Origin of the sequence: Streptomyces sp. NPDC051822, assembly GCF_044452745.1 — a bacterium.
Lineage (GTDB): Bacteria > Actinomycetota > Actinomycetes > Streptomycetales > Streptomycetaceae > Streptomyces.
In genome coordinates this window covers 46,117-69,193 of record NZ_JBITBZ010000015.1, presented here as the reverse complement: position 1 = coordinate 69,193, position 23,077 = coordinate 46,117, and the positions used below count along the sequence as shown (strand labels likewise).

Annotated in this window: 18 protein-coding genes and 1 pseudogene; 8 read left to right on the top strand and 11 right to left on the bottom strand. The window is 71.7% G+C overall.

Annotated elements, in window-relative coordinates; translation table 11 throughout:
• Nucleotides 1-109 precede the first annotated feature (109 nt).
• Entirely contained in the window at nt 110-1,339 is a 1,230-nt protein-coding gene (locus ACIA8N_RS33540; RefSeq protein WP_365784629.1) for a SpoIIE family protein phosphatase, read from the top strand.
• A 126-nt stretch (nt 1,340-1,465) separates the two neighbouring features.
• Here ACIA8N_RS33540 and ACIA8N_RS33535 read toward each other — a convergent pair whose 3' ends face one another.
• Entirely contained in the window at nt 1,466-2,125 is a 660-nt protein-coding gene (locus ACIA8N_RS33535) for a DUF308 domain-containing protein (RefSeq protein WP_365784627.1), read from the bottom strand.
• A gap of 1,016 nt (nt 2,126-3,141) precedes the next feature.
• Complete coding sequence (locus tag ACIA8N_RS33530) at nt 3,142-3,744, bottom strand: sigma-70 family RNA polymerase sigma factor (protein ID WP_365784625.1); 603 nt, start codon at nt 3,742-3,744, stop codon at nt 3,142-3,144.
• Nucleotides 3,745-3,979: 235 nt separating this feature from the next.
• Here ACIA8N_RS33530 and ACIA8N_RS33525 point away from each other — a divergent pair, with 235 nt between their 5' ends.
• Both ACIA8N_RS33525 and ACIA8N_RS33520 read left to right on the top strand, forming a co-directional pair.
• Nucleotides 3,980-4,798 carry a DUF4397 domain-containing protein gene (locus ACIA8N_RS33525; RefSeq protein ID WP_365784623.1) on the top strand — a complete coding sequence of 273 codons (819 nt, stop codon included), beginning with the start codon at nt 3,980-3,982 and terminating at the stop codon, nt 4,796-4,798.
• Nucleotides 4,799-4,892: 94 nt separating this feature from the next.
• Entirely contained in the window at nt 4,893-5,498 is a 606-nt protein-coding gene (locus ACIA8N_RS33520; RefSeq protein WP_365784621.1) for a class F sortase, read from the top strand.
• A gap of 46 nt (nt 5,499-5,544) precedes the next feature.
• Here the strand turns inward: ACIA8N_RS33520 and ACIA8N_RS33515 are convergent, their stop codons facing one another.
• Nucleotides 5,545-6,540: a MerR family transcriptional regulator gene (locus ACIA8N_RS33515; RefSeq protein ID WP_365784619.1), complete on the bottom strand. Its 996-nt coding sequence runs from the start codon at nt 6,538-6,540 to the stop codon at nt 5,545-5,547.
• A 99-nt stretch (nt 6,541-6,639) separates the two neighbouring features.
• Entirely contained in the window at nt 6,640-6,897 is a 258-nt protein-coding gene (locus tag ACIA8N_RS33510) for a DUF6479 family protein (protein ID WP_365784617.1), read from the bottom strand.
• A gap of 472 nt (nt 6,898-7,369) precedes the next feature.
• Between ACIA8N_RS33510 and ACIA8N_RS33505 the strand changes: the two are divergent.
• Nucleotides 7,370-7,979, top strand: a pseudogene (locus tag ACIA8N_RS33505) (phytanoyl-CoA dioxygenase).
• A gap of 87 nt (nt 7,980-8,066) precedes the next feature.
• Here ACIA8N_RS33505 and ACIA8N_RS33500 read toward each other — a convergent pair.
• Nucleotides 8,067-10,553, bottom strand: a complete 2,487-nt coding sequence (locus tag ACIA8N_RS33500) for a glycoside hydrolase family 9 protein (protein WP_399416864.1) — start codon at nt 10,551-10,553, stop codon at nt 8,067-8,069.
• Nucleotides 10,554-10,773: 220 nt separating this feature from the next.
• On the opposite strand from ACIA8N_RS33500, the gene ACIA8N_RS33495 reads away from it, so the two are divergent.
• The 3 genes from ACIA8N_RS33495 to ACIA8N_RS33485 are packed head-to-tail and all read left to right on the top strand — an operon-like array spanning nt 10,774 to nt 11,592.
• Nucleotides 10,774-11,226 (top strand): hypothetical protein, encoded by a 453-nt coding sequence (locus tag ACIA8N_RS33495; protein WP_365784615.1) that lies wholly within the window; start codon nt 10,774-10,776, stop codon nt 11,224-11,226.
• Nucleotides 11,162-11,395, top strand: coding sequence for a substrate-binding domain-containing protein (locus tag ACIA8N_RS33490; RefSeq protein WP_365784613.1), 234 nt, complete (start codon nt 11,162-11,164; stop codon nt 11,393-11,395). The genes ACIA8N_RS33495 and ACIA8N_RS33490 overlap by 65 nt, the downstream gene beginning before the upstream one ends.
• A gap of 26 nt (nt 11,396-11,421) precedes the next feature.
• Entirely contained in the window at nt 11,422-11,592 is a 171-nt protein-coding gene (locus ACIA8N_RS33485) for a hypothetical protein (RefSeq protein ID WP_365784611.1), read from the top strand.
• Nucleotides 11,593-11,628: 36 nt separating this feature from the next.
• On the opposite strand, the gene ACIA8N_RS33480 is transcribed toward ACIA8N_RS33485, so the two are convergent.
• The 6 genes from ACIA8N_RS33480 to ACIA8N_RS33455 all read right to left on the bottom strand — a co-directional run bounded on the left by ACIA8N_RS33480 (nt 11,629) and on the right by ACIA8N_RS33455 (nt 19,406).
• Nucleotides 11,629-13,122: a glycoside hydrolase family 43 protein gene (locus tag ACIA8N_RS33480; RefSeq protein WP_365784609.1), complete on the bottom strand. Its 1,494-nt coding sequence runs from the start codon at nt 13,120-13,122 to the stop codon at nt 11,629-11,631.
• Between the two features lie 212 nt (nt 13,123-13,334).
• The gene (locus tag ACIA8N_RS33475) at nt 13,335-15,320 is read right to left on the bottom strand and encodes a beta-galactosidase (RefSeq protein ID WP_365784607.1); all 1,986 of its coding nucleotides are present in this window, start codon (nt 15,318-15,320) and stop codon (nt 13,335-13,337) included.
• Nucleotides 15,321-15,345: 25 nt separating this feature from the next.
• Nucleotides 15,346-16,383, bottom strand: a complete 1,038-nt coding sequence (locus ACIA8N_RS33470) for a LacI family DNA-binding transcriptional regulator (protein ID WP_365784605.1) — start codon at nt 16,381-16,383, stop codon at nt 15,346-15,348.
• Between the two features lie 67 nt (nt 16,384-16,450).
• A complete protein-coding gene (locus ACIA8N_RS33465) occupies nt 16,451-17,422 on the bottom strand; it encodes a carbohydrate ABC transporter permease (RefSeq protein ID WP_365784603.1) in 972 nt (323 codons plus the stop codon).
• Complete coding sequence (locus ACIA8N_RS33460) at nt 17,419-18,249, bottom strand: ABC transporter permease subunit (RefSeq protein ID WP_365784601.1); 831 nt, start codon at nt 18,247-18,249, stop codon at nt 17,419-17,421. Before ACIA8N_RS33460 ends, ACIA8N_RS33465 begins: the two co-directional genes overlap by 4 nt.
• A complete protein-coding gene (locus ACIA8N_RS33455) occupies nt 18,189-19,406 on the bottom strand; it encodes a hypothetical protein (RefSeq protein ID WP_365784599.1) in 1,218 nt (405 codons plus the stop codon). Before ACIA8N_RS33455 ends, ACIA8N_RS33460 begins: the two co-directional genes overlap by 61 nt.
• Nucleotides 19,407-20,158: 752 nt before the next feature.
• On the opposite strand from ACIA8N_RS33455, the gene ACIA8N_RS33450 reads away from it, so the two are divergent.
• The gene (locus tag ACIA8N_RS33450; protein ID WP_365784597.1) at nt 20,159-23,011 is read left to right on the top strand and encodes a glycoside hydrolase family 3 C-terminal domain-containing protein; all 2,853 of its coding nucleotides are present in this window, start codon (nt 20,159-20,161) and stop codon (nt 23,009-23,011) included.
• Nucleotides 23,012-23,077 lie beyond the last annotated feature (66 nt).

Sequence of the window (23,077 nt, the reverse complement as noted above, 5' to 3'; positions counted from 1 at the left end):
TGGGTTCCTGCCGGCCGAAGTCGTCCCACCTGCTGCGCCGCCCGGTTCCACGGCGTGTCAGCTTCTATCGTGGAGCGCCAGTACAGTTCGGATCCGAGGCGGGCAGCACATGAGGAATCCGCAGATCGACTACGCGGCGGCTTTCCGGGCCCTTCCGGGCATGGTGGCGCTGCTCACCCCCGACCTGGTCTACGCCGACGCCAACGAGGACTTCCTCCGGCTGGCCGGGCGCACGCGCGAGCAGCTGCTGGGCCGCTACATCTTCGACGTGTTCCCCGAGAACCCCCACGAGCCGGCCGCGGCAGGCATGCGGGAGACCCAGGCGTCGATGCGGCGCGTGGTGGCCACCGGCGAGCGCGACACGATGGCGCTGCTGCGCTACGACATCGAGGATCCCGACAGGCCCGATCACTGGGTGGAGCACTTCTGGAGCCCGGTCAACGCACCCGTGCGGGGACCGGACGGGCACGTGGTGCTGATCGTGCACCGCGTGCAGGAGGTCACCGAGCTCATCCGTGCCCGCGGCGGCACGGACGGCGGCGGCGGAGCCCGCGTGCTGGAGGCGGAGCTCTACACCCGCTCCCGTGAACTGCAGGAGGTGAACGAACGCCTGCGACGGGCTCATGCCCGCGACCGCGAGGTCGCCCTGGCCCTGCAGGAGGCGATGCTCCCCGCCCCGACACCGGTCGGTCACCACCGGGCGGCCGTCCGCTACCGGCCGGCCGTGGGCGCCCTCAACGTGTGCGGCGACTGGTACGACCTGGTGGACCTGCCCGGGGACCGTATCGCGGTCGCCGTCGGCGATGTGGTCGGCCATGGCCTGCGGGCCGCCTGCGTGATGGGGCAACTGCGCAGCGCACTGAGCGCGGCCGCTCGCGTCGCCGACGGCCCGGCCCGAGCCCTGGAGGCCCTCGGTCTGTATGCCCGGCATGTCGAGGGGGCCGAGTCGACCACCGTGGTGAAGACCTTCATCGACTGGGACACGCACACCCTCACCTACAGCAGTGCGGGCCATCCTCCACCCGCCCTGCTCCACCCCGACGGCACCGTGACCTTCCTCGACCAGGCGACCGACCCGCCTCTCGGCGCGCGCCCCGAACACGTTGCGCGTCCGGAGGCCGTTACGGCCTTTGCCGAGGGTGCCACCCTGGTCATGTACACCGACGGCCTGATCGAGCGCCGCTCCGAGGACATCGACACCGGCCTGGCCCGCCTCGCCGACTCCCTCGTCCGTCACAGGCGAGCCGACCCCGAGGCCCTGGCCGACGCTCTGCTGGCCGATCTCCTCCCGCACGTCGGCAACACAGACGACACAGCGCTGGTGGTCATCCGTCTGTGACCCTCCTGGCCGCCCAGGTGGGTTCCAGCCGCATGGAGGAACGGCGGGCCGGGGCTCGGGGCGGACCGGTTGCCGTGGACGAGAAGTGGGCGTGCGGAGGCGGCGGCGGGAGCGGCGCGTCTGTCGTCAGAGGGCGGGGCCGGACGAGTCGTGGCCCGAGATGCCCGCCCTGCGCAGCGCCGACCGCCACGCCAACGCGACTGCCGTCTCCGCCAGGCCGAGGAGGACGAGCCACAGGCCGAGCAGCCTGGTCAGGGTCCGGGCCGACTCCGCCGGCAGCGCGAGGACGACGATTCCCGCGACGATGCCGAGGGCCGCGACGGCCATGACGATGCCGCGGTGCGGCATGTCCTTGGTGGCGATGGCCGTGTAGAGGGTGACGATGCCGGACACCAGCCAGACGGCGCCGACGATCAGCGAGAGCGCGGCGATCGTCTGGAGTGGGTTCCTCAGGCACAGCACGCCACCCAGGACACACAGCACGGCCACGATGAGGCCGGGCACGCGGTCGCTGTTGCGCCCGAACACGGCCACGAACCGGAAGCCACCGATCAGCAACAGGTACACCCCGATCAGCACGGCCAGGACGTGCAGGGTGACATCCGGCCAGACGAGCGCCAGGATGCCCGGGACGAGTGTCGCCATCGCGGCGCCGAGGAGCCAGACCCAGGAACGGCCGAGCCGCGCCAACTGGTCCGCCGGGTCGATCGTAGGGGCGGGGGGCGGGGCCCCGCCGGCCCTCTGTTCCGGTCCGGCACGGGATGCGGAGCCTTGTGGTGCTGTCATGTGTCCTCCGCGCCGGCTTGGCCGCCACCACACGATTGGGCTGGAACCTCGCAGCGCATGAGGTGTCTCTCGCCGGGGGTCGGAAACGGGATCACGCGGGGCTCCAGGACCAGTCTGCACCCTTCGCCGACTCGCCGCCTCACCTCGTGGGGACGGGCGGCACGAGTCCTCCGGACCCGCTCCGGGACCCATCACGGGAGCAGCGCCCACCGCGGCCCGTGCCGCGAAGCCGTGATCGGCCGTACCCGGAGGGGGCGCTCCACGATCTCGCCGTCACCACGACCGCGACGCCGGCCTGGGAGATGACGGGAAGGGCGCCCGGCGGCCGTAGGGCCCAGGGCGTTCACGAGACGCGCGGGTTCCCGTCGCCGTCCTGGACCTGCGCCACGCGCACACCCCCACCACCACGGCCGGTCGGTCCCCCCGCAACGCCCACTGCACCTACCTCACCCACGGGGACCGTTACGCCGCCCGCACCGGGCCCCTCCCCGTACCCGGCAAGATGCTCTTGATCCCACGCGGCACCACCCCCGTGCCGCCGACACCGCCGACACCGCCGACAGCCAGCAGACACTGATCGGCCTGCGCATCGACATCGCGCCGAAGTAGCCGTCGCCGCCGCCCGGCACGGGGGCCCGCACCCGGGAGGAGCCGGTGGGGTGCACGTGTTCGCGGCTTCGCGTTCGTCACCGAGTTCCTCGCCCTCATGGCCGAGGGCTGCCCTCGGGAGCAGCGGAGGTCATGGTTCCGCCCTCTTTCGCCCGCCAGCGCTCCGCGGAACAACCAGGTGGGAACGGAGGGAAGAGGTGACCGGCCAGGTCGATCCGCCAGAGGTGCCCCCCGGCGCAGTCGCACTCGTAGAGGCCGGCCCTCGGGGTGTAGGCGCCGGGTGTATGTGTCTCGACGAAGGCCATCGGATCTCCTTGGCAGCTCATGGGGACGGTTCGACTGGGGCTTATGGCGATTTGGTGCCGTTGGATGCGACCTTCACCCGTACGGCCCTGGGCGCCGTCAGCTCAGGCAGGTGGTTCCATGCAACGCCGAAGGGCGTGCAGGGCCCGCCTGATGTGACTCTTGACCGTGCCGAGCGGGAGCCCGGTCTCCTCCGAGATCTGCGCCTGGGTCATGTCACCGTAGATCGCCATTCCGACCAGACGGCGTTGGACGGGGGAGAGGAGGCAGAGCTTCTGCAGGACGAGCACGCGGTTCAGAGCTTGCTCGCACTCGTCCCTGCTGTGGTTGCGGACCACCTGTGCGTGCTGTCTCGTCAAAGCGTGCTCGAGATCGGTTCGCCGTGTGCGTGCCGTACGCGCGTCCAGGATGACGTGTCGTGCGATGCCGGCGAGCCAGCCACCGAGCGCACCTCGTTCCGGGCGGTATCCGGCACGGCCGCGCCAGGCGGCGATGAACACCTGCTGCGTGACGTCCTCCGCGTCCTGGGCGTTGCCGAGGGCACGACGGGCGAGCGCGTAGACCAGAGGGGAGTGCCGCTCGTAGAGAGCGGCCAGCGCGGACGGATCACCGCTCGTGAACCGCGCCGAAAGCTCTGCTTCCGACCCGTCGAGCATCATGGAACGCTCAGCCGTCTGCGTTGCCCGGGTGCTGGTCGCGTGCGGCACCTGCCGACGACCTTGAGTCGACTCCGAGTATCGAGCGGAGACCATGGCTTGCTCCTATGGCACGAGAATGCACCGTCCCCCACACGGTCCGTCGAATCGATGCGCTGCGGCAATGCGCATTGATATTGCATCGAAAAGACCCGGGCGGGTAAATCTGCATCCCGCCCCTGGTCGCGCGGCGAAGCTCAGATATCCGCTCACTCGCACGGAGTGAATGGTTCGAAAGGAATCAGAGATGAATCCCCGGACCCCCACCCTGGTGGCAGCCACCCTCGGGACATGCGCCATCGCCCTGAGCGCCGCGCTGCCCGCCTCCGCCGCCGACGAGGACAAGGCCACGGTGTCTGTCCTGCACGCGGTGCCCGGACTGACTGTCGACGTGTACGCCAACGGTGACGAACTCCTCCCGGACTTCAAGCCGGGCACCCTGACCGAACCCCAGGAACTCCCCGCGGGGAGTTACGACCTGAAGGTCTTCCCGGCCGGAGCCGACCCCAAGGGGACTCCCGCCATCCAGAAGACCGTGGAAGTCCCCGCGGGCGCGAACGCGACCGTCGTCGCGCACCTGTCGGCCGATGGCAAGCCCCAGCTCGCCGCATTCGTCAACGACACCTCGAAGATCCCCGCGGGGGAGACCCGGCTGACCGTGCGCCACGTCGCCGCCGCACCCGCCGTGGACGTCAGGGCACAAGGCCAGCCCGTGTTCAAGGCACTCGAGAACCCCAAGGAGGCCACCGCTGAACTGCCCGCCGGCACCGTCTCGGCCGACGTCGTCCTCGCCGGAAGCGACGATGTCGTGATCGGCCCGGCAGACCTCGACCTGAAGGAAGGCACGACGAACGTCGTCTACGCCTGGGGCAGTGCCGCGGACAAGAACCTCGCGCTCAAGGTCCAGACTCTGACCGGTATGCACGGCGCACCCTCCGCGGTGGCCGCCGGACTCGGTCAGCCCAACAACTCCGATGCCTGGATCGCCCTCTCCGCCGGAACCGGACTGCTCGCGCTCGCCGGCGCCCTCACGGCTCGCCGTGTGGTGGCACGCTCCCGTGCCTGAAGCACGAAGGGCAGCACCGTCCCGAAGGCGTCCGGCGTACTGCGTCGCAGTCGCAGTGCTGGCCGCCTCCGGAACGGCCGCACTGGCGGTCGGAGTGACACTCCAGCCCTCCGCCCGGGCAGCCCCGGACATCCCCGCCCGGACGTCACTCTCCGCCTCCGAGCCCAGGCCGGAGGCGTCCCCGGGGCACGCCTCCGTCTCGCTGGGTCCCGCACCCGCGCGGGCCGGGAAGTCGCTCGGAGAACCCGCTCGCCCGCTCCGCATCGAGATCCCGCGCGTCGGCCTCGATGCCTCCGTCATACCGGTCGGCGTCGGTCAGGACGGCAGCGCCCAGGTTCCCGCCGATCCCGGACTGGCCGGCTGGTACCGCTTCGGCCCCGCTCCGGGCGAGCCCTCCGGCTCGGCCGTACTGATGGGGCACGTCGACTCGCGTTCGGGAGACCTGGGCGAATTCGGCGCCCTCTTCGACGTCCGCGCCGATGACACGGTGCTGGTGCGACGCGACGGTGCGCCTGCTGTCTCGTACCGCATCACGTCCCGCGAGACCGTCGACAAGAGCGAGCTGCCCGCATCCGCTTTCGCCAGATCGGGCCCACCCGTCCTCACCCTGATCACCTGCGCCTCACCGTACGACCCTGACAGGGGCGGCTATCTGCGCAACCTCGTCGTCACGGCGGTCCCCGTGGCCGGAACAGGCTGACGGCTCGCTACCGGGGAAACCCGCGCCATGTCCCGTCCGGGGCGGATCAGCGTTCCGATCCCGGCAAGGGCTCGCCGTAGACACGGGAAATGGCGTCGAGAGCCTCCCGCAGGCTCCGGGGCCGCAGCATGCCGGAGTCGGAGGTCCGGCCCGCCCAGCCGGGGCCCGCCAGCAGCACCAGCGGCGCCGTCCGGGCACCGCGCAAACCGAACGTCATGCCCGCTACGTGGCGTGCCAGTGCGTGGCTCGCCGTCGAACGCGCTTGAGACCACAGCACGACCGCGGCGGGACCGCACCTGCGCACCGCCGAATCCAGTGCCTCCGCGGGGACGGAGCCTCCGAACATACGGGTCGCGATACCCCGCTCGGACAGGCCCGCGGCAAGTGCTTCGAGCGGAAGCGTATGGGGCTCCGCGGGCACGCACGCAAGCAGAACCGGAGGCTTCGGACTCCCCACGGAGGCGATGGCGGCGCGGCGAAGCGCGGTCGAGACCTGCCAGGACAGCAGATGCTCGACTTCGACGTAACGGTCGTCCGAGGATTCCCATTTACGGCCGACGGCGTGCAGGGTGGGCACCATCACCTCCTCCCACGCGGTCAAGAGGCCGTGGTCGGAGATCACCTGGTTCAGCAGCGTCTCCATCGCCGGGGCGTCCAGCCGGACTGCCGCCCGGGCCAGGCCCCGGCACTCCAGGCGCACATCCCCCAGAGGCAGTCCGCCGCCTCCGGCCGGCCTGCTGCCCGAGGAAGGACCGGCGTCGGACGCGGACCGGGCGAGGAGCCCAAGGTCCATGTCGACGGGGTCCCGGCGGTCGCTCCGGGCGGCCCGAGCGGCTTCCGCAGGGGGAACGCCCGAGGCGGTGAGACGGCACATCTCCTCGAGCATCGCGACATCGGTGGGGGACCAGCGCCGGTGCTTGCCATCCGCGCGGACCGCCGGCCCGATGCCGTAGCGCTGTTCCCAGGAACGAACGGTGGTCGGCGACACCCCCAGGCGTCGGGCCAAGGCCCCCGTGGTGATTCCCGTGGTCGTCTCTGCCATGCGATCCCCTTACGGTGCGTAAACGCTGCGTAGCGGGTCGAACGCTGCATGACTCCGAGGAGTCCGCCCTGCGCCGGATGCGCTCGCGGGACGTGCCGGCTACTCCCGCGGCGGAACCGGTGACGTCTCCGTACTGGCTCCGAGCTGGTGCGGCCGGAGGCGGTGTGCCCAGTCTGTGCGGGGGATGGCGAAGGGCCTCCGGTACGCGGACATCTCGCCCGGCAGGCGGTCGGTGGGGGGTCGCAGCGGATGCGAGGCGGGGTCCGGCGGCGGGGCCTCCCCGTCGCGGACCTTGGTGCCGAGGACGAACGCGCCGATCAGGACGGCGACGACGATCAATCCGATCAGAACGAGCACAGCGGCCTCCCGTGAAGCGATGGATGTACGCGTTGTTTCGGTTGCCGGTACGCGTACGGATGCGCGAGGGAGTCATCTCCGCCCGCACGACACGAGGGAGGGCGTCATGCCGGAACCGCGACGGGCCGATCGGCAGCCACTGACCGGAAGAACGCCGTGCGAGGAACCGGGAGTGCTGCTACGGGTCGGATCAGGCCGGTCGAACACCACGGTGACGTCACGGCGCGCGAGCTGCGTGAGTAAGGAAGCCCGTTCCACATCCCGGTCGGGCAGGAAATGCACCTGGTCACGGAACTGGGTGAGACGCAGACCCAGGTATGCAGAGGCCTGTGCGGGTATCTCGGGCTGCCGCGCAGCAGTCGGCGCTTCAGGGGTGCGGTGAGGTGTCCCCGGTGCCGAGGGTGAGAACCGACCAGTGGAGGGTGAACGCGGCCCACGCGGAACGCGGTGGTCGCGACCTGGCGTGGCCGTCATGGAGAACAGGCGGGAACCGCTGAACCCGGTCCGGATGGCGCGCTTCGTCGCCCGCGGGTCGCTGCGCCTCGACGCGGTCGTCCCCGCGGAGATGAACGCCGAGGGCCTGGCCGTACTCGCCGAAGGGCTGCCGTCCGTGCCGTGCGGGACGCCGCCGTCCGACGCGTAACCGGACGGCTCCTTCGTGCGCAGGCTGCTCGCGCTGCCACGGGTGGCAGGGGCCCTGCGCAGCCTGGTCGGCCCGGAACCGTGGGTGGACCACCGCGGACACCGGCCGCTACCAGAACCTGCGCGGCCAGGACCGGCTGGTCTGCCCGGCCGGCACCGTGGTGTTTGTGCACCACGGCATCTGGCACGGCGGCCGGCGCAACGACAGCGACACCATCCGCCACATGTTCAAGATCCGCTTCAATCCCCGGGTACGCCAGCGCCGTCTGTGGGACACCTCGGACCTCGACGACCCGCAGGTGATCGCCGAGCTGGACACGATGTTCCCGGGGTACGAGGGAGCGGCCGGCCGGCTTGAGCGGTACAACCGCATCCTGCTCTGGCGGCAGCTCACCGGCGACGACGACGTCTCCTTCCTCAAGCACGAGTTCTTCCTCTAACGGCTCGTCGACGTGCGGGTCTCCTGAGGGCCACGGACGACGCCCTGCCCGTGCCCCTCCCGGGGGCATGGGCAGGGCGTGACCGGCTCAGGAGCAGACCGCGCCGTTCACCGTGAACCGCGTCGGCACCGCGTTCGTGCCCGAATACGTCGCCTGGAACCCGAACTCCGCGCTGCCGCCCGGCGCCAGCGAACCGTTCCACCCGGAATCCCGGACGGTCACCGCATTTCCGGACTGGCTCGCCGTCGCGTTCCAGGCGCTGCTGATCCGCTGGTCGCCCGCGAAGCTCCACCCGGCCGTCCAGCCGGAGAACGCCGACGTCCCGGTGTTCTTCACGGTCACCGTCGCCGTGAAGCCGTTGCCCCACGAGCTGGCCACCCGGTACGTCACCGCACAGGACGCCGAGGGCGGCGCCGTGTCGTCGTCCGCCTCGGTGGCCGTGAACGTCGCCGACCGCACTCCGGTCCCGGCCGCGCCGAACGTCGCGCTGCCCGCCACCGCGTCCCCGTCCTGCGCGGCGGACACCGAGACCTGCTGCGCCGTGGCCCAGTTCGCGGGCGTGAACACCAGCGTCGTACCCGCTGTCGCGGACAGGTCCTCGTCGCCCGCCGACCGGGCCACCGCCACCGTGACCTCCTGCGCGGGCGCGGCCGACAGCCGGACCCCCACCGCCGCCGAGCCGCCCTCCGGAACCGTCACCGCGGCGGGCGTCACCTGCACCGCGGGGGTCGCCGGCACGTCGCGCCGCTCCGCGGCGAAGGCCGTCAGCCACGCCAGCGCCGAGTTCCAGTTGATCGCCACCTCGTTCGTGGCGTACGAGCCGATGTCGTCCACGTAGCAGGCGGCCGGGGCGCAGCCGTTCAGCCGCTCCTTCGCCACCGGGTCCTCAAGACCCGCGTTCGGCCCGCCCGCGAAGGAACCGGCCGGCGGGTGCGGCAGCGAGGCGTCGTTCTGGTGCGCCCAGAAGCGGTGGTGCTGGTTCTCGGAGGCGCGCTCGCCGTACCCGGTGACGTACGAGCGGTCCAGGGCGTTGCGGCCGAGCAGGTAGTCCAGCGACTCGAGCGCGCCCGCCCGGTAGCGCTGCGCACCGGTCAGCTCGTACGCCACGGCCATCGTCATCGCGTTGTTGGCGACGGCGCTGTTCGATCCCCACACGTAGCCCGTCGCGGGGATCGGCACCGCGTAGCCCTGGCCGGCCGCGGTGGACAGGTGGCCGTCGGCCGCGGCCGTCAGCACGCCGCGCACCCGGGTCACGTCGTCGGCCGGAAGCGACACGCCGGCGAGCGTGGCGAGGGTGATCCGGCCCAGCGTCGCCGTACCGCCCCACCAAGGGCCGTCGGCGGGCTTGGTGTGGTGCGGGGAGGAGGTCACGGCGTCCCGGTACTGCGCCTCGCCGGTGGTGGCGAGCAGTTCGGCAGCCGCCCAGTAGAACTCGTCGGAGACGTCGGCGTCCTCGTACGCGCCGCCGCCGGCGTTGTCGCTCGCCGGGGCGAGCACGTTCGGGTTGGCCTTGGCGGCCGCCCAGGCGACGCGGGCGGCGTCCAGGCAGCGGGCGGCGAAGGCCGCGTCGTGCGGCGCGTACACCCGGGCGCACTGGGCGGCCGTCGCCGCCAGGTTCAGCGTGGCCGCCGTGGACGGGCGGTGCAACTCCCGCACCCTGTCGTCCAGTTCAGGGCGCGTCGGTACGGCGGTCCACTGGGCGTCGTGCATCTTGTGGAAGGCCATGCCCGCCGATGACCGGCCTGCCGGGACCTGCATCCGCATCAGGAACTCGAGTTCCCAGCGGGCTTCGTCGAGCACGTCCGGCACTCCGTTGCCGCGCTCCGGCACCCGCAGCGTCGAGTCGCCCAGGGCGGCGTCGCCGCCGGAGCGGCGGGCCCGCTCGTAGGAGTTGACGATCTGCCAGGTCGCGATGCCGCCGTTGACCACGTATTTGCCGTGGTCGCCCGCGTCGTACCAGCCGCCACGGACGTCCAGCCGGTAGTCGCACACCCCGGCCTGGCACGGCACGCTGGTGTCGCCCTTGTTCGGGGCCACGCCGAGGTGTCCGGCGGGGCGTGCGTACGCGCTGCCCGCCAGGGCCGCGTCGATCGCGACGCCGCTGCGCTGCTGGTAGAAGAACGACATGCTGTCGGAGCGCAGTCCGTCGTACAGCGAGGCGGAGATGTCGAACGGGTGGCTCGCCTGACCGCCGGCCACCAGGGTGAAGCCCGTGCCCGTGCCGGTGAAGGCGCCGAAGTCCACCAGGTGGGTCGACTGGCCGGACGCCTGATCGGCGCCGCGCACCGCGGTGCTGCCCGACGCGACCTGGGTGCCGGAGGCGTCGCGGAGCTGCCACGTGAGCGGCGAGGCCGCGGAGGTGACCACGGTGGCCCGTTTCGGGCCGTCGGGCAGGTAGCCGAGCTGGTTGACCCGGACGGGGGATTCGGCGGGCGCCGCGAGAGCGGCCGGGCTCGCCGCGCGGGCGGAGTCCGCCGCGAGGGCGGTGCCCGTCAATGCGCCGGCGGCCAGGGCCAGGCCGGCGACCGCGGCGGCCGCGCGGCGCGACGCGCCGCGGAGAAGGAGAGGAGGCACGGGTGGGGCCTTCCACGAATGGGGACGGGGTGATGGGAGCGCTCCCATATGCATCAAGCCAGGGTTGTAGGTGTCCCGTCAAGACGCGTGTACGGAATGATCCGTCGACCCGGCGGGCGGGCCCGGGCCGTGCGCCGTCCCCAGGGGGAGGTGCCGGAATGGCGGGCGCGACCAGGGGAGGGGTGGCGGACCGTGCCAAAAGACCGAGCCGATGTGGGCCGTGGAGATCATCCGCGGCGTCGAGCGCGTGGCCCGCAAGAACCGGGTCAGCGTGCTGGTCTCCGAGTTCGAGCTCCGGGAACCGGTGGGCAGGACCATCGGCGACACCGTGGAGCGGCGCCCCCGGTGCGTCCTCTCGGTGTCCCAGCTGTCCGAGGCGGAGCGGGCACAGCTCACCGCGAAGGGCATCCCTTTCGTCGTCTTCGACCCCGCCGACGAACTGCCCGACGGCGTGCCCTTCGTCGGCGCCACCAACTGGCGCGGCGGCCAGGCCGCCACCCGGCACCTGCTCGACCTCGGGCACCGGCGCATCGCCATGATCAGCGGGTTCCTTCTGCCTCGCCCGGCTCTCCGGATACGTCTCCGCCCTCGCCGAGGCCGGCCTGCCCATGGAACAGGACCTGGTGATCAAGACCCAGCTCACCCGCGAGCACGGCCACGCCGCCGCGCGTGAGCTGCTGTCCCGTCCCGACCGGCCGACCGCCGTCTTCACGGCGAACGACATGCAGGCGCTCGGTGTCTACCGGGCCGCCCGTGAGCTGGGGCTGCGCATCCCGGACGACCTCAGCGTGGTGGGCTTCGACGACGTCCCGACCGTGGCCTGGGTGGACCCCCCCCGCTGACCACCGTCCACCAGCCGCTGGCCGAGATGGCGACGGCCGCCACCGAGATCGCCCTGACCATCGGCCGGGGCGAGGAGGTGGCGCAGGTGGGGCTGGAGATCGCGACCACTCTCACCGTCCGGGAGAGCACGGCCCCGCCGAAGCCGAAGCCGAAGCCGACGCCGAAGCCGACGCCGCAGCCCGCGCAGCCCGCGTAGTCCGTGCACTCCGGGCGATCCGGGAGTTGACCCCGGTCACGCCGACGGCCCCGGCTCGTAGTCGAACCAGTCGAAGTGGACGGTGCCGGCCGAGGCGTACATACCGATGACCCGGCCGGTGAACCCGCCCGCCACCTCGGTCGAGAGGTAGCGCCCGTCGAGCGTGGCAAGGACGGTGAACCTTCCGTCCGGTTCCTCGACTCCGAAGGAGAGCAGGTCGGGTCCGGTCCGCGCGTCCCCCGGCGGCTGCGGCGCGATGCCGAGGCCGAGGACCACCGGCCCCACCGGTACCGGGGCCGACGCCACCTCCGTGCGGAGCGGACCGACGCGGGCGAAGACCGTCACCGCTCCGGCGGTGGCCTCGATCTCGTAGTGGTGCCGCTCGTCGAGCCGGACGGCCAGGCCGCCGCGTCCCTCCGAGGCGTCGACCAGTGTGCGTATCCCACAGGTCAGGTGCTGCTGGCGCCGGCCGGCGAACACCGCGTCGTCCGCGTCGAGGGAGTCACCCGCGGCGCGGAGCGTCAGCCACCCCGACCGCTCCTTCGTCGTGCACAGCCGCTCGGGGCGCCGACGCAGCGAGACCCAGCAGGGCCGCAGCTCGGCCTGGTCGAAGTCGTCCCTGACCGGAGCGTCGGGGCCGGGGCGGAGCGGCCAGGCGGGTGCGGGCAGCTCGGTCGAGACCTTGCCGACGACCGGCCAGCCGTCGACCCAGTCGACCGGCGCGAGGAAGGTCTCGCGGCCGAGTACGTGCCAGCCCGGGGTGCCGCCGCGCGGCCGGACGCCGAGCAGCACCATCCACCACGACCCGTCGGGCGCCTGGACCAGGTCCGCGTGGCCGGTGTTCTGGATGGGGTGATCGGTGCTGCGGTGGGTGAGGATGGGGTTGGCAGGACCGGATTCGAACGGGCCGGCGGGCGTACGGCCACGAGCGATGGACACGCCATGGCCACGCTCGGTGCCGCCTTCGGCGATGAGCAGGTACCAGTACTCCCCGATCCGGTACAGGTGCGGCGCCTCGGGGGCCGCGCCGCCGGTGCCCGACCACAGCTTGCGCGGCTCGCCGAGCGTCTCGCCGGTGGCCAGGTCGAGACGGACCTGCGAGACTCCCGCGACGGTGCACCAGCTGGTGCCGTCCTCGTCCCAGACGAGATCCGGGTCGATGCCGGGAACCCCCGGGAGCCTGACCGGGTCCGACCAGGGACCGGCCGGATCGGTGGCGCTGAACAGCAGGTTGCCCTCGCCCCGTGCCACGTTGGTGACGATCAGCCAGAACCTGCCGTCGTGGTGGCGCAGCGTGGGCGCGTAGATGCCGCCCGACGAAGAGGTGTCGAGGCGCAGCTGGCTCGGCCGGTCGAGGGCGTTGCCGATCTGGGTCCAGTGCACCAGGTCGCGGCTGTGGAAGACGGGGATGCCGGGGAAGTACTCGAAGCTGGAGCAGACGACGTAGTAGTCGTCGCCCACGCGGCAGATGCTGGGATCGGGGTGGAACCCGGGGATCACGGGGTTGGTGACCACTTGCTGAGCTGACACTTGATCAGTTCCTCTCGGCGGAGGCGGAGGCGGAGGCGGAGGCGGAGGCAGATGCGGGTGCGGTAGCGGTAGCGGTTGTCGGGCGCGCCGACGCGCACGAGGCGGGCGGTGCCGTCCCCGCCGAGGGCGATCTCGATCCCCGGGCCCGATGGCCCCGGCGGATCGGCTCGGGTACGTCGGTCACGGTGGCTTCACTTCCTGTGGGGCGTGTCTCAGTGGGCGCGCAGCACCGCGCTGCCCCCGGGCTCCAGCCGGTCGGTCCGGCCGCCCGTCAGCAGGTCGTGCGCGGATTCCGGCAGCGGCACGGCGTCGGCGCGGTGGTTGATCAGCACGTGCCAGCGCCGCCCGTCCCCGGCGTGACGGGTGACGGCCTCGACACCGGACGGCAGGCCCGGGAGCTCCTCGGTCACACCGGCTTCGTCGAGCAGCCGGGCGACCAGGGCCGCGTAACCGGCGTCGTCGAGACGGGTGGAGAGGTACCAGCCGGCGCCCGCCCCGAATCCGCGGCGGGTGAGAGCGGGGCCGCCGGCGAGCATGCCCCCGGTGTACGTGGCGAGGGTCTCGGCGCCTTCCGTACGCAGGGACTCGCTCCAGACGGTCGCACCCGATCCGTCGGACAGGACGATCTCCTCGTCCCGCCCCAGCGGGCGGTGCTCCTCGACCCGGATGCCGAGGGCCTCGCGGAGCGGGGCTGCAGGGTAGCCGCCGAGGCGGGCGTGGAGGCGCTCGTCCACGGCACCGCTGTAGTGCTGGACGAGGAGCGTTCCGCCGCCGGCGACGTAGCGGTTCAGGTTCGCGGCGCCCGCGTCGGAGAGCAGGAACAGCGCGGGGGCGAGGACGAGCCGGTAGCGGCTCAGGTCGTGCTCGGGGTGGGCGAAGTCGACCGTGACACCGGCGTCCCACAGGACCCGGTGGGCGCGGCGGAGCGCGGAGTGGTAGTCGAGGTCCTTCGACGGCAGACCGTCGACCTCCAGGGCCCACCAGGCGTCCGCGTCGTGCAGGACGGCGACCTCGGCCCGGACGGTGGATCCGGCGAGTTCGCCGAGCCGGGAGACGGCCTCTCCGACGGCCGTGACCTCGCGGAAGACGCGGCTGTCGGGACCGGCGTGCGGGACCATCGCCGAATGCCACTGCTCGGCCCCGGCCCGGGACTGGCGCCACTGGAAGAACAGAGCGCCCTCCGAACCGCGGGCGATGTGGCCGAGGCTGTGGCGGGCGATGTCGCCCGGCTCCTTGCCGAGCACGCGGTCGCCGCCGTAGACGGTGTTCGTTCCCTGCTCCATCAGGAGCCAGGGGGCGCCGCCGCCGAGGGAGCGGGCCCGGTCGGCGCCGAAGGCGGTGTCGGCTGCGGCGTCCACCCCGGGCGCGGCCGGGTAGTGGTCGATGGAGACCAGGTCGACCTCGCGGCCGAAGGCCCACAGGTCCAGGTTCTGGTAGCCGGGCAGCATGAGGTTCGTCGTCACCGGCAGGTCGCTGTGGGCGCGGATCGCGTCGCGCTGCTCGCGGTACGCGGCGAGGGCCTCGTCCGACCAGAAGCGGCGGAAGTCCAGGGCCTGGCCGGGGTTCTTGTGCCACTGGGTGGCGCGGGGCGGCTGGATCTGCTCCCACGCGGTGTACCGCTGGCTCCAGAACGCCGTCCCCCACGCGTCGTTGAGGGTGTCCAGTGAGCCGTGGCGGGCACGCAGCCAGACCCGGAAGGCGGCCGCGGTGTGCTCGCACCAGCAGAGGGTCGCGTACTCGTTGTGGACGTGCCACAGGGCCAGGGCCGGATGGTCGCCGTAGCGTTCGGCGAGGGCGTCCGCGATGCGGCGGGCGGCCCGGCGGTAGGCGGGCGCGGCGAGACAGTACGTGTCCCGGCTGCCGTGCGTCAGGCGGGTGCCCTGCGGTGTGACAGGCAGGGCGTCGGGGTGGGCCAGGGTGAACCAGGGCGGCGGGGAGGCGGTCGGGGTGGCGAGGTCGACGCCGACGCCGTTGGCGTGCAGGCGGTCGAGGTGGGCGTCGAGCCAGGCGAAGTCGTAGTGGCCCTCCTCGGGTTCGAGCAGGGCCCAGGAGAACACGCCGACGGTGGCCAGGTTGACCCGCGACCGGCGCATCAGTTCGTCGTCCTCCTTCCACACCTCCTCGTCCCACTGCTCCGGGTTGTAGTCCCCGCCGAACGCGAGGCCGTCGAGCCGATCGGTGAGCCGGCGCATCTGCATGTCGAGCGATCTCTCTGGTCGTGGGTCAACGGTGGGAGTTCCGGCGCGGGGCCGGAGCGGTGCTCTCGAGGACGACCAGTTCCGGGGCCATCAGGCGCAGTTCGTCCTCAGGCCTCCCGCCCTCGGCGACCGCGGTGATCCTGGCCAGGACCTGTGCGACGGCCGCCTGCCCGAGTTCCCTCGTCGGGCCCGTCACGGACGTGAGCCGGGGGGAGTGCTGGTCGGCCAGCGGCTCGGGGCAGATGGCGATGACCGAGGCGTCCTCGGGCACGATCCGCCCGCCGGCGCGCAGCAGACTGAGGAGCGGACCGATCGCCGCCTCGTTCTGGACCACGAATCCCGTGGTGTCCGGGCGGTCGGCGAGGATGCGGGACAGGGTGCCCGCCGTGCTCTCGTACGTGCCCTCGCACGGCCGGTGCAGGAAGCGCAGGCCGCGCCGCTCGGCGCGGTCGCGGAAGCCGGTCAGTGTGCGCTCGGCGTAGCCGGCGTGCCGCAGGTACACCCCGTTGCCGTAGCCGACGAAGGCGACGTCGTGATGGCCCAGGTCGGCCAGATGGTCCGCGCACAGCGCGCCCGCCAGGGCGAAGTCGTTGTCGACGCAGGAGAGTCCGGCCGGGTCGTCGGGCAGGCCGATGAGCGCGGCCGGTGTGCCCAGGGCGCGAAGGACCCTGACGCGGTCGTCGTCCAGCGCGACGTCCATCAGGATCACGCCGTCGGCGAGCCCGCTGGCCGCCACCCGCCGCACGCCCTCGGCGCCTTCGTCGTTGGTGAGCAGCAGGACGTCGTAGCCGTGCTCGCGGGCCGTCACGGTGACCGCGATGGCGATCTCCATCATCGTCGGCACGTAGACCTCGGTGTGGAGCGGCACGACCAGGGCGATGATGTGGGAGCGTTTGCCGGCCAGGGCCCGGGCGCCCGCGTGGGGATGGTAGCCGAGCACCGTGATGGCCCGCTCGACGCGCCGCCTGGTCTCGTCGGAGATGGGACGCTTGCCGCTGAGCGCGTAGCTGACCGTGCTCGCCGAGACGCCGGCGTGGCGCGCGACGTCGGAGAGGGTCACCATCGCCGTGCCCTCCTTGTCTCTGTGCCGGTGCCGGCGGTGGGGCCGGCACCAGGGGTGGTCGGGCGGCTCATCCCTTGATCGCCCCGGTGAGCACGCCGGTCCGCAGGTGCTTCTGCACGAACGGGTAGACGAGGACCAGGGGGACGAGCGTGAGGAAGACGACGGCCATCTGCAACGACAGCGGAGTGGTCTGCGTCGCCGCGCTGCCGAAGCCCCCGTTGAAGGAACCGGGCAGCCCGTTGCCCCGGTTGACGTAGGTGAGCAGTACGTACTGAAGTGGCCACTTCTCGCTGTCCGTGGGCATGTAGAGCATGACGTTGAAGAACGAGTTCCAGTACCCCACGCCGTAGAAGAGGGCGATCACCGCGGTCACCGCACGGGAGGTGGGCAGGACGATGGACCACAGGATCCGCCAGTCTCCCGCGCCGTCCATCCGTGCGGCGTCGATGAGTTCGTTCGACGTCTCTGAGTAGAAGGCGCGCAGGACCAGGATGTTGAAGACGGAGACCGCGCTCGGCAGGATCAGCGCCCACCAGGCGCCGTAGCCGCCGAGTCCGGTGACCACGAGGAACGTCGTGATGAGGCCGCCGTTGACGAACATCGTGATGATCAGCAGCACCAGGATGAAGCGGTGTCCGAGCGACCGGGGCCGGGAGAGCCCGTAGGCGCACAGGATCGACACGACCATGGACACCGCCGTGCCGACCACGGTGATGCCCAGGCTCACGACGAGCGCGCTGAGGACCGTGGAGTCCTCCAGCATCTGGACGTACGAGGCGGTCGTCAGGCCGTCCGGCCAGAGCACCAGGCCGCCGGCCCGGTTGATCGCCCCGGGGGTGGAGAAACTGGTCAGTACGATGATCCACAGCGGTACCAGGACGACGGCGAGCGTCGCCCCGATGGTGAGGCCCTTGGCCGCCTGGCCGACGGGGGTCGGCGGCTCCTCCCAGGAAGGCCGGCTGCTGTGGGCCGGCCTGCGGCGGACCTCCGGCCCGTCGCGCTTGTCGCCCCTGGACCTGATCGTGAGTGTGTCGGTCATTTCCGGTACAACCCGTCCTCGCCGAAGACGTGCGCCAACCGGTTGGCACCCCAGATGAGCAGCAGAGAGAGCACGCTCTTGAAGAGGCCGGCCGCCGCGCCGTAGCTGTAGTCGCCGGTGGCGATGCCGTAGTAGAAGGAGAAGGTGTCGAGGACGTCCGCGGCGTCGTGACCCACCGCCTCGCGTTGGATCAGGAACTGCTCGTAGCCGACCGACAGCGCGTTGCCCAGGCGCAGCACCAGCATCAGCACGATCACCCCGCGCAGGCCCGGCAGGGTGATGTGCCACATCCGCCGCATCCGCCCCGCGCCGTCGGCCGCCGCCGCCTCGTACAGCTCGCTGTTGATGGCGCTGAGGGCCGCGAGGAAGACGATGATCCCCCAGCCGGCCTCCTTCCAGACCGCCTGGGAGGTGACGAGGAGGGCGAAGGTGTCCGGGTCGGTCATGATGTCCCAGGTACCGAGGTCGTGCTGCCGCAGGAACTGGTTGAGCGCGCCCGCACCGCCCAGCATCTGCTGGAAGATCGTGATCGCGAGGACCCACGAGAAGAAGTGCGGCAGGTAGACGACGGACTGGATGAAGTTGCGCACCCGTTCGCTGATCACGGAGTTGAGCATCAGTGCCAGTGCGATCGGCACGGGGAAGAAGAGGATCAGCTGGACGAAGCTGAGGTAGAGGGTGTTCTTCATCGCCTCCCAGAACTGCGGGTCGCCGAAGAGCCGCTCGAACTGGTAGAGGCCGGCCCACTCGCTCTGCCAGACCCCGATCAGCGGGTCGTACTCCTGGAAGGCGGTGACCACGCCGAACAGCGGGACGTACGCGAACACCAGCAGCAGGACGATGGCGCCTTCTTCCCGTGGTAACAGTCCTTGACGGTGTCCGCGACGGCCTGGGCGGCCTCGGCGGTGGCCATGGCCTGCGGCATGCTGATGTTCATGCCCCAGAAGGGCGGCTTGACGAGGGCCTTGAGGTTGGCGGCCTGCCAGGCCGCGTAGTCCTTGGTGACGTTGTCGGCACCGGGGTTGCTGAGGACGGCGGAGGGGCCGGCGAGGAACGGGAAGGTCTGGGTCTGGACGTACTTCTTGCCGTCCTCGGTGAAGGACGGGATCCCGTCCACCCGGGTGTGGTGGACGCCTTCGGCACCGAAGTTGGTCATCGTGTACTCGGCCGTGCCGTAGGGGGCGGCCAGGTAGTTCGCGACCGCGAGCAGCTCCTCGATCTGCTCGGGCTTCAGCCGGGCGTTGAGGTAGCTCATGATGCTGGTGGCGGCCGCCATGTGGACCACGGGCTTGCTCGTGCCGTCCGCGGCGATGACGTCGAAGGCGCCGCGCCGGTAGTTCTTGTCGGCGGCGGCGCCGGACTGGTGGTCGGCGAGGTTCCAGACGCCCGTACCGCCGCCCTGGACGAGCACCTTCCCGCTGAAGAACCGGGTGGGGGCGTTGGCGTTGTCTCCCGCGATCGCGTCGGGGTGCACATAGCCGGACTTGGCCAGCCGGTGGTGCCAGTCGAGGGCCTCCAGGAACTCCTGTGTCTCGAACAGGTGGACCGGCTTGCCGCTGTCGACCCGCCACTTGAGCGGGGCGCCCCAGGCCGTGTACAGGTACGTCCACAGGTCGTCGAAGGCCCAGACGCCGCGTTTCGCGTCGGTCAGCTCCTTGCCGAGGCTCATCAGGTCGTCGGCCGACTTCACCTGGCCGGCGGTGATGCCGCGCGCTTCGAGGATGTCCCGGCGGTAGAAGGTCGTTCCGGAGATGACGAAGCTGCTGGAGAACGAGGGGATGCCGTACAGCTTGTCGCCCCACGCGCCGGTCTGCCAGGCGCCGGTGGGTATCGCCGCCAGGTTGGGGTACTTCTTGATCTTGTCGCCGGCGAGGTTGGGCGTGAGGTCGGCGAGCTGGGATCCCGCCAGCGCGCCGACGTTGAAGTTGGGGTTCCACCAGGTCGGCAGCTGGATCCAGTCCGGCAGCTTCTTGGCCGCGGTCATGGTGGGGACGATGGGTGGCGTAGTTGTTGCCGTCCGCCGGCTTCATCGTGAGCTCGACGCCCAGGGCCTTGTTCATCGCCTGGTAGAAGGAGTTGCCCGCCGTCGGGGCGGTACCCCACAGCGGGGTGACCGCGGTGTACTTGCCGCCCTTGCCCGGGACACCGGAGACGGAGGCGACCGGTGACGACGGGTAGGTGAGGAAGCCGGGGTCGGTCGCCGCGTCGGGTCCGCCCGCGACGGAGGGGATCTCCGGCTTGACGGCCGTGTTGGGCACATAGGCCGGCAGCGCCGCCTTCAGGCCCTTCGCGGTGTTCGTACCGGTCTTCCGGTCCGCGCCACCAACGCAGGCGGTCAGCAGCGGCGCCATCGCGGCGGCCCCGGCGATCGTGGCGGCGGCGTTCACGAAGGTTCTGCGGTTCCACTCGGTTCTCATGCTGGAGGACCTCCCTCGTCGAAGTGTCGAAGCGTGTCGATGCGTCGAAGGTGTCGAAGTGTGTCGAAGCTCAGGGGCTCCGCAGGTGTCGAGGGCGTCGAACGTGTCGAAGCATCGAACGTGCCAAGCATTGAAGCGTCGAAGTGTCGAAGCGCTTGGATGTTTCGGCGAGGCTAATGACGCGTTTCCCATTCGGCAAGAGCCCGAACAAATAGAAACTTCATGGGTGCTGGGAGAGTTGACACCCTCCGGTGTCCATGTCAGCGTCGAAGCGCTTCGACGTACGGTCACATCGCCCAGCCTGCAAGGGGTTGCCCACGTGAGTTCCCTGTCCGCGTCCGCGACCGATCGGCCTGCCTTCCGCGATCCGGCGCTCCCGCTGCGTCAGCGCGTCGACGACCTGCTCGAACGGCTCACGCCCGACGAGCGGATCGCGATGCTCCACCAGTACGCGCCGGCCGTCCCGCGTCTCGGCGTCGGCTCGTTCCGCACCGGCAGCGAAGCCCTGCACGGCGTCTCCTGGCTGGGGGAGGCGACCGTCTTCCCGCAGGCCGTCGGACTCGGCGCCACCTGGGACGAGGAACTGGTCCGCCAGGTGGCCGAGGCGACCTCCGTCGAACTGCGCGCCTTCCACCACCACCGCCCGGCGGTGACAGCCCCCGACCGCGCCCCCATCAGCCTCCAGGCCTGGGCACCCGTCCTGAACCTCCTGCGCGACCCGCGCTGGGGGCGCAACGAGGAGGGCTACTCCGAGGACCCGGAGCACACCGCCCGCCTCGGCGAGGCCTTCTGCCGGGGCCTCTCCGGCGACCACCCGACCTACCTGCGCGCGGCCCCGGTGCTCAAGCACTTCCTCGCCTACAACAACGAGGACGACCGCTGCGTCACCTCCTCCGGACTGCGCCCGCGCGTCCTGCACGAGTACGACCTCGCCGCCTTCCGCCCCGTCGTCGCCTCCGGCGCCGCGACCGGTGCGATGGCCGCGTACAACCTGGTCAACGGCCGCCCCTGCCACGTGAGTCCGCTCATCGAGACGGAACTCCGCCGCTGGGCGGAGCCGACGGGCCACGAGCTGTTCGTGGTGAGCGACGCCGAGGCCCCCTCGAACCTCGTCGACCCCGAGCGGTACTTCGACGACCACGCCGTGTCCCACGCGGCGGCGCTCAAAGCCGGCATCGACAGCTTCACCGACAGCGGCGAGGACAGCGAGCGGCCGATCGGCCGACTGCGCGAGGCGCTCGAACGCGGCCTGATCGACCAGGACGACGTGGACCTCGCGGTCCGCCGGCAGTTGGAGATCCGCTTCCGGCTCGGCGAGTTCGACCCGGAGCTCGACCCGTACGCGGGGACGGGACCCGAGGTGATCGACTGCGCCGGGCACCGCGCCCTGGCGAGGCACGCGGCGACCGAGTCGGTGGTCCTGCTCAAGAACGACGGCCTGCTGCCGCTCGACCCGGCCGCCACCCGGCGGACCGCCGTCGTCGGCCCGCTCGCCGACACCCTGTGCGAGGACTGGTACAGCGGCACCCTGCCCTACCGGGTCACCGTCGCCGACGGCCTCGCGGCTCGGCTCGCCGCCCACGGCGGCGAGGTGATCCGCGTGGACGCCTCCGACCGGATCACGCTCCGCTCCCGCACCAGCGGCGAACTCCTGTGCAAGACACCGTTCGACGTCGTCGACCGGGGCCGCGGCGTGGTCACGCTGCGTGCCGCCGGCACCGGCCGCCACCTCAGCCTCAAGGACGACGCCTCACTGGCGGCGGACCAGGAACTGCTCAAGACCTGGGAGATCCACGAGACCTTCCGCCTGGAGCAGGCGGGGGACGGCGACATACGGCTGCGCTCCGTACTCACCGGACGCTACGCCACCGTGGACCCGACGGACGGCCGGGTGACCGTCACCGCCGAGACAGCGGACGCCGCCGAACGCTGGCACCGCGAGCTGCTGCGCGACGGCGTGGCCGAGGCACGCGCGGCCGCCGAAGCCGCCGACGCGGCGATCGTCGTCCTCGGCAACCACCCCATGATCAACGGCCGGGAGACCGAGGACCGCGCGGGCATCGAACTGCCCGAGCGGCAGGAGGAGCTGCTGCGCACCGTCGCGGCGGTCCGCCCGGACACGGCGCTCGTGGTGATGAGCAGCTACCCGTTCGCCGTCGACTGGGCCGACGAGCACCTGCCCGCCGTGGTGTGGACGTCCCACGGCGGGCAGGAGACCGGCCACGCGCTCGCCGCCGTCCTGCTCGGGGACGCCGAGCCCGCGGGCCGCCTGCCGCAGACCTGGTACCGGGGCGACGACCCGCTGCCGGAGCGCCTCGACTACGACATCATCAAGGCCGGCTGGACCTACCAGTACCACCGGGCCGCCCCCCTCTACCCCTTCGGCCACGGGCTGTCCTACACCGACTTCACCTACCGCGACCTGCGCCTCTCCCAGGCGACCCTCGCCCAGGACGGCACCGTCGACGTCACCGTGACCGTCGCCGACACCGGCACGCGGCCCGGCAGCGAGGTCGTCCAGCTCTACGTCCGGGCGCTGGACGCCCGCTACGAGGCCCCCCTGCGGCGCCTAGCCGACTTCCGCAAGGTCCGCCTCGCACCGGGCGAGAGCCGGGAACTGACCTTCCGGCTGCCGGCCGAACGCCTCGCCCACTGGGACGTGGCCACCGGCGTCTTCACCGTCGACCCCGGCGCCTACGAGATCGCCGTGGCCCGCTCTGCCGCACACCCGGTCCTCACCGCACTCCTCACGGTGACCGGGCCCGCCCCCGCGCCCCGTGTGGTCGTCGGACGTCGAACCCTGACAGGCGACTTCGACGACCACGCGGACTCCACCATGGTCGATGCCGGCCGCACCAGCGGCGACGCCGTCACGCCGACCGATCCGGCCCGGCCCGCGACCCTCCTCTTCCGCGCCGCTGACCTCTCCGGAGCGGTACGCGTGGAGGTCGAGACCGCCCGCGCGGGCGAGGGACCGAGGGAGGCACGCCTTGAGATCCACGCCGGTGAGCGGCTCCTTGCGGAACTCGACGTCCCCGTCACCGGCGACCGCTACACCTGGACGACCATCGAGACCGGACTCGCCGCCCCGGTGGCCGGCGTGCACGACCTGCGCCTGACCCTGCACGGCGACTTCCGCGTGGCGGCCTTCCGCTTCGGCACGTCCGGCTAGACCGGCGGTACGTCCCGCACACCGGCCGGTACGCCCAGAGCGGCGGTACGACCGCCCAGACCGGCG